2 protein-coding genes are annotated in these 13,406 nt (G+C 74.8%); both read right to left on the bottom strand.

What is annotated here, in order from left to right; all coding sequences use genetic code 11:
* Nucleotides 1–12: 12 nt before the first annotated feature.
* Nucleotides 13–9,351 (bottom strand): amino acid adenylation domain-containing protein, encoded by a 9,339-nt coding sequence (locus ACIRQ9_RS22750; protein ID WP_404176249.1) that lies wholly within the window; start codon nucleotides 9,349–9,351, stop codon nucleotides 13–15.
* Nucleotides 9,348–13,346 carry an amino acid adenylation domain-containing protein gene (locus ACIRQ9_RS22745; RefSeq protein ID WP_404176246.1) on the bottom strand — a complete coding sequence of 1,333 codons (3,999 nt, stop codon included), beginning with the start codon at nucleotides 13,344–13,346 and terminating at the stop codon, nucleotides 9,348–9,350. The genes ACIRQ9_RS22750 and ACIRQ9_RS22745 overlap by 4 nt, the downstream gene beginning before the upstream one ends.
* Between the last annotated feature and the right edge of the window lie 60 nt (nucleotides 13,347–13,406).

Raw genomic sequence — 13,406 nt, 5'->3', positions numbered from 1 at the left:
GTCCGGCGATGGTCACGTGGTCGACGGCGGGGCGGCCCGGCCGCCGGTCGCCGCCGGCCGCGCCAGCGCGGCCGTGATGGCCCCGGCCACCGTGCGCACCTGCGGTGCCGCGACCATGCCGTAGTGATCGGTGGGCAGGGACCGGCGTACCGCGGAAGGGGGCAGCACGGCGCTCCACTGCCGGTCCGTCTCCCCTGGGTCACCGGCCGCGGGCAGCCCCGCCGTGGGCCGTCCGGCGAGCCACAGGTGGGTGGGCACGGAGGCGAGCGGCCGTACCCGGTGCTCGCCCAGGCTGCGCAGGTTCGCCCGGCAGCAGCGGGCCAGCCGCTCCGCGTACGCCTGGGCGTGCTCCGCCTCCACCGAGGAGGCACCGGCGCCGAGTTCGGCGGCGAACACCTTCTCCAGGTGGGTCTCGTCGTAGCCGGCGACCAGCGCGTCGGCCCGCGGCGGGGGCGGGTCCAGCAGGTGGAGCGTCGCGGGCGGCCGTCCGTCCGACTCCGCCAGGGCGGCCATCTCCATCGCGACCCGCGCGCCGAAGGACCATCCGGCCAGGTGGAGCCGGTGACCGGTGCCGTCGAAGCGGTCGCGGAGAGCCGTGTCGTAGTGGCGGGCCCGTTCGGCCAGCGACCAGGCGGGCGTCGCGGCGTCGCGGAGTGCAGGATCGGCGATGAGGCACACGGTCGGCGCCGGCCCGAGTTCCGCCACCAGGGACCGGTAGGCCTGGATGTCGCCGCCCACCGGATGGACCAGGCACAGGACGTCCCGGCCGGTTCCCTCCTGCCAGACGTCGAGGACCACCGGGGTGGCGGCGGTCCCGGCTTCGGCGGGCTCCGCGGCGAGGGCGGCCTCGATGTGCTTGAGGATCTCGGTGAGGCTGACGCGGTGGCTGAAGGAGCCCAGGTCGAACTCGATCCCGTAGTCCTCCTCGATCGTGGCGATCAGGCTGATCAGGGTCAGCGAGTCGGCGCCGAGGTCGTACAGCGAGTCGTCCGGGTCCAGGGCGTCCACGCCCAGCAGGTCCTGGATCACGCGGGCCATGGCGTCCGCCCGTCCCCCGGCCCCGTCCGGTTCCCGGACGCCCTGCGCGCCGTCCGACCGGTGCGCGGGCCCGGACCGCGGGACGGCCTGCTGCGGCGGGCCGCCGGCGGCGGGGGCGTAGAAGGCTCGGGAGGCCTCCAGGTCGGTGGTGGAGACCAGGAGCTGGGGCAGTTGCAGGGCCAGGGCCTGGGCGAAGACCGCCTTGCCGTCCTCGACGGTCAGACCGACCGCCAGGTGGGCCCGGTGGCGGCTGTCCGCGTCCGCGACGCGGGTCGCCATCCCCGTCTCGCTCCAGATGTCCCAGTCGATGCCGATCCGGACGGTCGTCTCCGTCGTACCGGCGCGGTGGTGGGCGAAGGCGTCGAGGAGCGCCGCGCCGGCCGCGTAGTCGCTCTGGCCGATGCCGCCGAGCACGCCGGACATCGAGGAGCAGTAGACCGCGAGCGCCGGGCGGAAGGTCTCGATCAGGCGCTCCACCACGAGTGCGCCCCGCTCCCGGGACCTGGCGGCGTCGCGCATGGCGGTGGCGTCGCGCCGGACGAGCAGTTGGCCGAATCCGAGACCGGCCGCGTGGATCACCCCGTCCAGCCGTGCGGTGTGCGCGGCGACGGCCGCCGCCACCTCGTCCGCGGACAGCGCCGCAAGGTCCGCCGGGACGAGTCCGACGCGGTCGGCCCAGCGGTCCAGGTCCGCGGGCAGGCGCGGGTTCCTCGACAGCAGCAGGACCCGGCCGCCGGTGTGCTCCAGCAGCCAGGCGGCGACGGCGGAACCTATGCCGCCGGTGCCGCCCAGCACCAGGTGCACCGTGTCCGCGCCCTGCGGGACCAGGGGTTCCGTGCCGGACGGCACCGGCACCGGCGTGGTGCCCGGCCGCCACCAGAAGCCCTCCCGCAGCGCGAGCTGCCGGGGCGGGACGGGGCCGCCGGCGTGTGCGGCCCGGCGGGCGTCGGCGACGGCCGCGGCCACCTGTCCGGCCCAGCGGGCGAGGTCGCCGTCGGGCAGGTCCAGCCAGTGGCCGTGCAGGGCGGTCTCCTGGGGCGCGACCTCCACCGGCCCTGCCAGCAGCGCCAGTTCGGGCCTGCCGACGGTGCCGGCCACCGGCCGGGCGTCGTACGACAGCCACCACACGCGCGGCGTCCCGGTCCGCCCGGACAGCGCCCGCGCGAGTGCGGCGGTGGTGTCCAGGCAGGAGTGGCGGGCGTCCGCGAGCGTGCCGGGTCCGACCTCTCCCGTCACCTCCAGGGGCAGCGCGTGGATCCACTCAGCGTCGGCCAGGACGTCGTCCGGGCCGGCCGCCGACAGCGCGTCGAGGAGCAGGCTCAGCGAGGCCGGGTCGGCCGGGTCGGCGTCGAAGACGTCGGGTCCCCTGCGGGCGAAGGCGCTCGCCGGGTGCACCCGTACGACCCGGGCGGCCATGGCTTCGAACGGCTGGAGGGCGGTGCGGGGCGTGGTCTCGGAGGCCACGACCACCACGAGGGGCGCGCGGTCCCGCGGCCCGGCGCCGGCCACGGCCGCGGCGCGGCGCAGCCGGACCCAGTGCGGCTGATGCAGCCAGTCGGCACGGGCCAGCCGGCGGGGGTGGCGGGCCGCGGCCTCGGAGGCGCGCTCGAAGTCGTAGTCCGCGAGCGCGAAGGACGGGGGCGGGAAGTCCCAGGGTGCCGGGGCGGGGCCGTGCTCCCAGACGACGGTCCTTCCGGCGGTCCACGCCGCGGCGAGCTCGTCGGCCGTGCGGCCGGCGGCGGGCACCGGCACGGCGTCCGGGTCCGCGCTCCCGTGCGGGACCTCTCCCGCGGCGACCGCGCGCAGCCAGCGTTCGGCGGCGGCCGCGTCCGCGACGGGAGCCGCGGCCCGCAGCCGCCGGGCAGGCCGGCCGGCCTGCAGGTGGCGCAGCACGGAGTCGAAGTGGCCGGGCCTGAGCCGGAGATGGTCGGCTATCCGGGCCGCGTCCGCGGCGAGGGCGTCCGCGCTGGAGGCGGACAGCACCAGGCACATCGGCACCGCGCCGGTCCCGGCGGTACCGGCGGCGCCCGCGCCGGTGTCCTGTTCCACGACGACGTGGGCGTTGGTGCCGCCGATCCCGAAACTGCTCACCGCGGCCACCCGTTCACGTCCGGCGGGCCAGGGCACGGCCTCGACGGGGATGTGGAAGGGGGTCGGGTCGGGGCCGATCTCCGGGTTGAAGGCACGGAAGTTGAGGTGCGGCGGGACGGTCCCGTGGTGCACGGCGAGGACGGCCCGCACGAGGCCCACCACGCCCGCGGCGGCGCCCATGTGGCCGAGCTGGCTCTTGACGGAGCCGAGCGCGCACCGGCCGGACTCGCCGACGTCGAACGCCTGCCGGAGCGCGGCGACTTCGATCGGGTCGCCGAGCCGGGTTCCGGTGCCGTGCGCCTCCACGTAGCCGACGTCGGCGCCCGTGCGTCCGGCGCGGGCCAGGGCGGTGCGGATCACCTCGCGCTGTCCGGCGAGCGACGGCGCGGTGTAACTCATCTTCGCCGAGCCGTCGTTGTTGATCGCGGAGCCCGTCACGAGCCCGTAGACGGTGTCGCCGTCGCGCCGCGCCCTGCGCAGCGTCTTGAGCACCACGACGCCGACGCCGCTGGCGCCGACCGTCCCGGTCGCGTCGTCACTGAAGGGGCGGCAGTCGCCGTCCGCGGAGAAGATGTGCTGCGGCCGGTAGCGGTAGCCGCCGGTCAGGCCCGGGTCGACGAGCACTCCCCCGGCGAGCATCGCGTCGGCCTCGCCCTGGCGGAGCAGTCCGGCCGCCAGGTGCACGGCGACCAGCGAACTGGAGCACGCCGTCTGGGCGCTGAGGGCGGGACCGGTCAGCCCGAGGTGGTAGGCCGCCTTGGTGGCCAAGAAGTCCTTCTCGTGGTGCAGGGCCAGCTCGAAGCCGTCGGGCAGCCGGCCGGGGTCCGCCTCGCGCAGCAGGGACTGGAAGTACGTGCTCTCCCCGGCGCCGGCCACCAGGCCCACGCGCCCGGCCGACGTGTCCGCGATCCCGGCGTGTGCCAGTGCCTGCGCGCAGGCCATCAGCAGGTGCCGCTGCTGCGGGTCCATCAGGCGCGCTTCCTGCGGGCTGATGCCGAAGTGGCCCGGGTCGAAGCCGAGCATCGAGTCGAGCGTGCTGTGGGCGCCGACGACGCCCTCCGGGGCGTCGACGCGGCGGATGCCGGTGCCGCCGGAGACCACCAGGTCCCAGAAGGCCGCGAGGTCAGGGGCGCCGGGCACGCGCACCGCCATCCCGACGACGGCGATCGGCTCGCCGGGCTCCGGGACACCGTCGTCCGCCGCGGCCGGCACCGCGGGTGTCCGCGGGCCGGGGTCGGTGTCGGTGTCGGCGGCGAGGTGGCGGGCCAGGGCGCGGACCGTGACGTGCTCGAACAGGTCTGCGACGCCGAAGCGCAGGCCGAGTGCCGTGGTGCAGCGCAGGTGGAAGCGCATGAGGTCGAGGCTGGAGGCACCCGCCTCGAAGAAGGTCCGGTCCGGTTCGATCGTCCGTCCGGTGACCTCCTCGAAGGCCGCGGCGAGCCGCTCCTCCGCGGCCGTTCCTCCGCTGCGGGCGCGGGCCGCACGGGGTATCTCCTCGCCCGCCGCCCGCAGCGCCGCCTGCCGGTCCAGCTTGCCGCTGGGGGTGCGGGGCAGCGCGGGCAGTCTGCGGAAGCGGTCCACCCGGACGTAGGAGGGCAGCGACGCCGACAGGTGCGCGCTCAGGTCGTCGGCGGACGGTGCCTCGCCGCGGATCTCCAGACAGGCCGTCAGCCGGTCGCCGTCCCGGGCGACGACGGCGTTGACGACCCCCGGGTGGCGCAGCAGGACCGCCTCGACGGAGCCGAGTTCCAGCCGGTGCCCGCTGATCTTGATCTGCTGGTCGTCACGGCCCGCGTAGTGCAGCAGTCCCGCGTCGTCGAACCACGCCCGGTCGCCGCTGCGGTAGAACGGACCGGCACCGGGCACCTCGACGAAACGGGCCTCGTTCAGGGCGGGTTCGCCGAGGTAGCAGCGGGTCACCATGGTGCCGCCGATGAGCAGTTCGCCGGTGCACCGGGGCGGCACCGGGTCGCCCTCGGCGTCCACGACCCGCAGGTCGGCGCCGGCCACCGGGCGTCCGACGGCGGGCCGTTCGGGCCACTGCCAGGGGTCGCCCTCCAGGCACAGGGCGCTGACCACGTGTGTCTCGGTGGGGCCGTAGTGGTTGAACAGGCGGGCGCCGGGCAGTCCGGCGAACCAGCGCCGGATGCTGTCGGTGCACACCAGCTGCTCGCCCGCGGTGACGACCTCGCGCAGCCGGGCGGGGTACCGGCCGAGACGGACCGCGTACTCGGCGAGCAGGTGCAGGGCCACGTAGGGCATGAAGATCCGCTCGGTGCCCGTGGACTCCAGTCGGTCCAGGAGCGTGGGGACGTCCGTGCGCCATTCGGGGCGTACGAGCTGGAGGCTGCCGCCGGTGCACAGCGTCCCGAAGATCTCCTGGAAGGACACGTCGAAGGCCAGCATGGAGAACTGCTGGGTGACCGCGGGGGCGCCCAGGCCGCCGGGGCCGGACTGCCAGCGGATCAGGTCGCACAGCGTGCGGTCGGAGATCTGGACGCCCTTGGGCACTCCGGTGGAGCCCGAGGTGAACAGCGTGTACAGGGGCCGGGCGCCGTCGTGCGCGGGTCCGCCGTACGGCGCGCCCGCAGGACCGTCGCCGGCGTCCGTGTGCGGTGCCGGGTCGACCGGGGCGACGAGGTGCCGTGCCACGCCGTCGGGGAGCAGCGCGTCCGGGACCGGTGTGCCGTCGCGCGCGACCAGGACGCACAGCGGGTCGACCCGGTCCAGGACGCGGCGCAGCGTTTCGACCGGGTAGGAGGGGTCGAGCGGGACGGCGGTGACGTTCAGCCGCGCCAGCGCCAGCAGGGCCACCACGTGCTCGGCGGACGGGTCCAGGTACAGGGCCGCTCGGCAGGGGCCGCCGTCGGCCGGGATCGGGTAGCGGCCGGCCAGTTCGGCGGCGAGGGCCGCGGCGCGGGCGTCGAGTGTCGCGTACGTCAGGGTGCGTCCGTCGGCCGTGTGCACGGCGGGGGCGTCCGGGGTGCGGGCGACCTGTCGTGCGAAGCCCTCGGCGACGGTGCCGAAGCCCGGTTCAGGTGCGGGCCCGCGCCCGTGCTCCGGCAGGGACTGCCGGTACGGCGCGACCAGTTCCCGCACGGTGGTGGTGCCGCCGGAGGCGAGCGCGTCCACGCCTCGCCGGAAGAGTTCGGCCATCGCGTCGACGGCCTCGCCGGTGAACCGGTCCTCGGCGTACTCCCACAGCAGATCCAGGCCGTCGGGGTGCTCGACGACGGAGACGGTCATCGGGCACTTGGCCTCCGGCGCGGCCCACCACAGCGGGCGCTGCTCGCAGCCGGGCAGCCGCAGCGCCCCGAAGTCGGTGTTCTCCAGGACGAACAGGAGGTCGAACGGGGTGCCGTCGCCGCCGGTCCGCCGGCCGGTCAGGACGTCCGCGAGCGCCACGTCCTGGCGGCGCAGCACCTGCCCGGTGGCGGTCTGCGCGCGGGCGAGGTGGGCGCGCAGGTCCGCGCCGGGCGCCACCTCCAGCGGGAGCAGCACGGTGTTCGCCATCATGCCCACGCTGTCCTCGAACTCGCGTACCGGACGGTTGGCGACCGGGGCGGCGACACGTGGGCGGACCAGGCCGGTCACGCCGTACAGGCTCCAGGAGAACACGCTCAGCAGCAGTTGGAAGCGGGTCAGCCCGAACTCGGCGCAGAGCCGGTCGATCCGGGCGCGGCGCACCACGTCGAGGGAGGTGTGCAGCAGACGCGCCCGCGGCGCGGGTCCGGCGTCCTGGTCGGGCAGGGGTTCCTGCGGCTCCTCCAGGGCGTCGTAGTGGGCGAGGAGTTCGTCGCGCTGCGTCCGGTAGGCCGCGCTCTCGAACCAGCCGGACTGCCAGGCGGCGAAGTCGAGCGGGGTGGGAGCGGGGGCCGGCGCGTCCGGGTCGGTGCCGGGGTCGGCGGTCCCGGCGTAGGCGGCGGACAGGTCCCGCAGCAGGATGCCCAGCGACCAGCCGTCGACGGCGATGTGGTGCAGGTGCAGCAGCAGGGTGCCGCCGCCGTCCCTGGGCAGCCAGCAGGCCCGGAGCATGCGGGGGACGGCGAGGTCGAAGGGCTCGCCGAAGAACGTCTCGGCGAAGTGTCGCGCCTCTTCCTCGGTCCAGGCGCTCCGCGGGTCGGGCTCGTGCCAGGGGTCGTACGGGTCGCCGGTCGTCTGGCGGAGCCCGTGCCGCTCGGAGGTGAAGGCGGTCCGCAGGGCCGCGTGGCGTGTCACCAGGGTCCGCAGCGCCCGCCGCAGGGCGGCGGCGTCGACGGGGCCGTCGACGCGGAAGGCCTGGTGGACGGAGTACGCCCGGGAGTCCGGCGTGCGGCGCTGCAGGAGCCACAGCCGCTGCTGCTCGCTGGTGGCGGGCGCCGAACGGGCGCCGGCCACCACCGGTGCCGGGCAGGCGTCCGACTCGCCGGGGCCGGCCGTGGCGACGGCCTTGGCTACGGCGGCCAGGTCGCCGTGGAGCACGGTCGTCTGCGCGAGTTCGCGGCCGAACCGCTGCCGTACGGCGAACCGGAACCGCAGCGCCTTCAGCGAGTCGCCGCCGCAGGCGATCCACCGGTCGCGGGGTCCGAGTCCGGTGGTGCCCAGGATCTCCTCGGCCAGCTCGACGACCGCGCGCTCCGTGTCCGTGGGGGCGGGTCCGCCGGAGTCGGCAGGCCGCCAGGGCAGGCCGGCCCCCCGCAGCAGCGCGGCCTGGTCGACCTTGCCGTTGGCGTTGAGCGGCAGCTCCGCCACGAGATGGATCTGGTGCGGGCGCATGTAGACGGGCAGCCGGGCCGCGAGATGGCCGTCGAACTCCTCGTAGGACAGCTCCTGTCGCAGGACGACGAACGCCAGCAGTTCGTTGGGGCCGTCCTGGCCCGCGCGGCGCGTGCACACGTGGGCGCGCCGGACCGCTGGGTGGGCGAGGACCTGCCGTTCCACCTCGCCCGGTTCGATCCTGAAGCCACGGACCTTGACCTGCCGGTCGGTCCGCCCGACGTACTCCAACCGGCCCTCGTCGTCGGCCCGTACGAGGTCTCCGGTGCGGTAGTACCGCTCCCGTCCGCCGTCGAGCCAGCCGAGGCGCACGAACCGCCGCCCGGTCTCCTCGGGGAGGTTGCGGTACCCGCGCGCCAGTCCGTCCCCGCTGAGCAGGAGTTCGGCGACCTCCCCGGGTGCGGCGACCCGTTCCCGGTCCGGTACGACGAGGACGGCACCGGTCCGCGGCAGGGGGCGGCCGATGGGCACGACCTCGCCGTCGAAGTCCCGTGGGATCGGATGGCACAGAGCGAAGGTGCTGGACTCCGTCGGCCCGTAGATGTTGAACAGACGGGTGTCGCTGCCGGCGTTGTCGCGGTACCAGCGCCGCATCACACGCGGGTCGAGCTGCTCTCCGCCCACCAGGACCTCACCGGCCGCGGCGAAGCAGTCCGGTACGGCGGTGACCGTCGCGTTGAAGAGCGCGGTGGTGATGAAGACGGTGTCCACGCGCTCGCGGCGCAGCGCCGCGGCGAGCCGTTCGGGGTCCTGCACGTCCTCGTCGCGCAGGACGACGCAGCAGCCGCCGGTCAGCAGGGGTGCCCAGACCTCGAAGCTCAGGGCGTCGAACGCCGGGTTCGCCAGGCACGCGTAGCGCAGGCCGGGCTCGACCCGCAGGTAGCCGGGGCGGGCCAGCCGGATGATTCCGGCGTCGCGGACCTCGACGCCCTTGGGCCGTCCGGTCGTTCCCGACGTGTAGAAGAGGAAGGACACCTCCCCGGGAGCGGACGGCGGTCCCGCGGCGGCCTCGGCGGACGGGTGTCCGGGCAGCAGGGTGTGCGCGGCGAACGCCTGGACTCCGTCCGGGAGTTGGGGGGCGCTCTCGGACGTCTCGTGCACCAGGGCGGTCGCTTCGGAGTCCCGCAGGACGAAGTGGCGGCGCTCGGCGGGGCTCTGGGTGTCCAGCGGCACCACGTGCGCGCCGAGACGCAGAATGCCCAGCATCACGCAGACCAGCTGCCAGGAGCGCGGCAGGGCCACCGCCACCGCCTGTCCGGCAGCCACGCCCCGGCGGCCCAGTGCCTCGGCCACGGCCGCCGCCGTGTGGTCGAGCGTCGCGTAGTCGAGCCGTACGTCGCCGTCGGCGACGGCGTCCGCGTGCGGGGTGCGCAGGGCCCGGCGGTGGATCGCGAGGGCGATCCCCGCGGCGTCGTCCAGGTCGTCGGCGTGGACGGCGGGGGAAGTTTCGACGCGCGGTTCCATCATGCCTCCGACCTGCCGGTGGATGTCGTGCGGCCGGCCCCGGTCCCGTCCGGGGCGGCGGCCTGCCGCTCCAGTTCGGCGGCCAGGACGGCGGCGACGCGCGGCAGTTCGTCGCTCTCCAGCATGTCCCAGTGGCCGCAGGCCACCGGCTCGACCGTGAAGTCGCCGCCGACGCGCTGCCGCCAGAACGCGCGCAGCCGGCCGGCCGCTTCCTCGCCGTCCTCGCCGTCCTCGTCCTCGACCGCCGTGGCCTGCATCAGCACGACGCGGGCCGGCGAATCGGGCACGGCGTAGTCGCGTGCCGTCTCGCGATGGTGGTTGTAGACGGCCAGGTACCGGGCCACCTGGTCGTCGTCGATGCCCGGGTACATGCCGTTGAAGCGCACGAGTTTCTCCCGGAACTCCGCCATGCCGACGGGGACGAGCGCGGCCTGCTGCTCCGCGTCCTGCGCCCCGTGGGTGTCGAGCAGGACCACGCTCACCCGGCGGTGCCCGGCCGCGACCAGCAGGCGGCCCATCTCGTAGGCGATCAGGCCGCCGTAGGAGAGGCCGCACAGGACCAGGGTCTCGTCCGGGCGGGGGCCGACGAGCCGCAGGTACGCGCGGGCCATCGCCTCCACTCCGGGCAGGGTGGACTCGCCCGGGTCGATGCCGGGCGCCTGGAGTCCCAGCACGCCGACGTCGTCGGGCAGCAGCGTGGCGAGCGGCAGGTAGCAGAACGCGGTGCCGCCGGCCGGGTGCACGCACACCACGCGCCGGTCGCCGTCGCCCGCCCGGAACTCCACCAGGCTGCCGGGTCCGGCGGCCGCCGTGCTCCGCGGGCCGTTGCCGCGCACCCGCTCGGCGAGCGCCTCGATGGTCGGGTGGATCATGACCTCCCGGACCGGCAGGGTCACGCCCAGCCGTTCCTGGACGGCGGACACCATCTTGATCGCCGAGATGGACGTGCCGCCGAGTTCGAAGAAGTTGTCACCGATGCCGATCTCTGGGTGCAGCAGCACCTGCCGCCAGATCCGGTAGAGCGCCATCTCGACGTGGTCGCGGGGCGCGGCCGTGTTGACCCGGCCCGAGCGGGACGCGGCCGCGGCGCGCAGCACCTCGGTCCGGTCCACCTTGCCGCTGCGGTTCAGCGGCAGGCGCTCGAACTCGGCGACCACGCCGGGGATCATGTAGTCCGGCAGGCGGTCCTTGAGGGCCGTGCGCCACTCGTACGCCGTCCGCGCGGCCTGCGGGTCGCATCCCACGCCGGCCACCAGGTGGGGGCCGCCCGGGGTGTCGCGGTCGGCGAGCACCACGGCCTCCCGGACGCCGGGCACCGCCAGCAGCGCGGCCTCGACCTCGCCGGGTTCGATGCGGAAGCCGCGCAGCTTGAGCTGGTCGTCGGCGCGGCCCGCGTACTCGGCGTTGCCGTCCGGCAGCCAGCGGGCCAGGTCGCCGGTGCGGTAGACGCGTTCGCCGGGCAGGAACGGGTCGGGCAGGAAGCGCTCGTCGGTGAGGTCGGGCCGGTTCAGGTATCCGCGGGCCAGGCTCGCCCCGCCGAGGTAGACCTCGCCGGGCACTCCCACCGGGACCGGGCGCATGCGGGCGTCGAGCAGGTAGAGGCGGGTGCCGCGCAGCGGCCGTCCGATGGGGCACGAGCGGTCGCGGGGCCGCGGGTCGGTGTAGGCGGTGGAGTAGAGCGTGGCCTCGGTCGGGCCGTAGCCGAAGCAGATGCGCAGGCCGGGCAGCAGCTCGCGCATCCGGTGCAGGGCGCGTTCGGGCAGGGACTCGACTCCGGTGAGAAGCCGGCGCAGGCTCAGTCCGGCCAGTCGCGCGGCCGGGTCCTCGTCGATCCACAGGATGTAGGACGGAGGCAGGAAGGCCTGGGTGACCTCGTGTTCGCGCAGCCAGTCCATCAGCGCCGCGGGGTCGCCGCGCAGTTCGTCGGGGACCATGTGGAGCACCGCGCCGGTGGTCAGCGGCAGGAGCAGTTCGTGCACCGACGCGTCGAAGCCGATGCTCGACCAGGCCGAGGAGGCCTCGCCGGGGGTGTCTCCCATCAGCTCGTGCCAGTGGTCGAAGAGGTTGATCACGCTGGCGTGGGTGACCGCCACGCCCTTGGGGCGGCCGGTCGATCCCGAGGTGTAGATGACGTAGGCGAGCCGGGTGGGGTCCGTGCCGGTGTCCGGCGCCTCGTCGCGGGTCCCTTCGGTTTCGACCTTCGCCAGGTCCGCCCACAGCGGGCGGTCCTCGCCCGAGGGGTCCGGCCGGTCGGTCAGGACGAGGAGCGGGGCGGCGTCGGCGACCATGGCGGTGAGCCGTTCGGAAGGCTGGTCGGGGTCGAGCGGCAGGTAGGCGGCTCCGGCCTTGAGGATGCCGAGGACGCCGACGACGAGTTCGGCGGTGCGCCCGGCGTGCAGGCCCACCACGGTGTCGGGTCCGGCGCCGCGGGCGAGCAGCGCGTCGGCGAGCCGGTTGGCGCGGCGGTCCAGCGCCGCGTAGTCCAGTTCGGTGTCCTCGGCCACCACGGCGGTCTGCCGGGGCCGTTCGCGCACCTGCGCCGCGAACCGCTCCAGCAGACCGGGCGGCTCGGTCGCGGCCACGGCGGGCCCGGTGCTGAAGGTGGCGAGGAGGTCGCGTCGCGCGTCGTCGTCCAGCAGCGTCAGGTCGGCGATCTCGGCCTGGGGCCGTTCGGTCATGAGGCGCAGCACGCGCAGGAACTGGCGGATGTACCGCTCGACGGTCGCCCGGTCGAAGAGCGCCACCGCGTAGTCGATCTCCCCGGTGAGCTGCCGGCCCTCGTCGGCCAGCGCCAGGACCAGGTCGAACTTCGCGGGGACATGGGCCGCGTCCTGTCGCAGTTCGACGTTCAGGCCGGGGAGTTCGAGTTCCCCGCGCATGGAGGGCACCCAGGCGAACATGGTCTGGAACAGGGCCGTGAAGGCCGGGCTCCGGGGCGGGTTGACGACTTCCACGACCCGCTCGAAGGGCAGGTCGACGTGGCGGAGGGCGTCGCGGATCCGCTGGTTCACCTGGTGCAGGGCGTCGCCGACGGTGGGCGAGCCGGACAGGTCGGCGCGCAGGGCGAGGGTGTTGACGAAGAAGCCGATCAGGTTCTCGACGTCGCCGCGCCGGCGGTTGGAGGTGGGGGCGCCGACCACGATGTCGTCCTGGCCGGAGAGCAGGGAGAGCAGCACCGACCAGCCGGTGAGGACGGTGGCGTACAGCGAGACATCGTTGTCCGCGGCGAGTTCACGCAGCGCCCGCGTCAGCTCCTCGTCCACCGTCACGGGCACCCGGTCGCCGCGGAAGACCTGTTCGGGCGGGCGGGGGCGGTCGGTGGGCAGCGGGACGACGGCCGGGGCGCCGGCCAGCGCGGTGGCCCAGTAGCGGGCGTGGGCGTCGGGCTCCTCCCCGGACATCCAGTCCCACTGCCAGCGGGTGTAGTCGCTGTACTGCCAGGTCAGTTCCGGCAGTTCCGCGTCCTGTCCCCGCTGGAGCGCGGCGTAGACGAGGCCCAGTTCGCGCAGCAGCAGAGAACGGGACCAGCCGTCGAAGATGATGTGATGTGCCGTCAGGATCAGTACGTGGTGGTCCGGTTCGAGTGCGACCAGGCAGCCGCGGACCATGGGTTCGGCACCCAGGCGGAAGGGGGTGCCTTCCGTCTCCCGGCGGATCAGGGCGAACCGTTCGGCCGCGTCCGGCCGTCCCGTCAGGTCCTCGAAGGTCACCGGGAACGCGGTGTCCGGCGGATCGACGACCTGGAGGGCCGTCCCGCCGGAGGGCACCAGCCGGGTGCGCAGGGCCTCGTGCCGGGCCGTGAGCAGATGGAGAGCCCGGATGAGCAGGTCACGGTCCAGCGGCCCCCGGATGTCGAAGGGCATCGGCTCGTTGTAGGCGGCACTGGCGTCTCCGTCCATGCGCGCCATGACCCACAGTCGCTCCTGCGCCAGGGAGAGCGGCGCGGGCGGTGTTCCGTTGTCCGAGTGATGGGTGACGGTGATTCGTGGGGAAGACACGGATTACCCTTCACGAGAAGAGAACGCGGGCATGTGTCGCCCTTGCTCCCGAAGGATCAA

It is taken from the genome of Streptomyces sp. NPDC101237 (assembly GCF_044767465.1).
Lineage (GTDB): Bacteria > Actinomycetota > Actinomycetes > Streptomycetales > Streptomycetaceae > Streptomyces > Streptomyces gramineus.
This window is presented reverse-complemented; position numbering and strand designations above follow the sequence as displayed.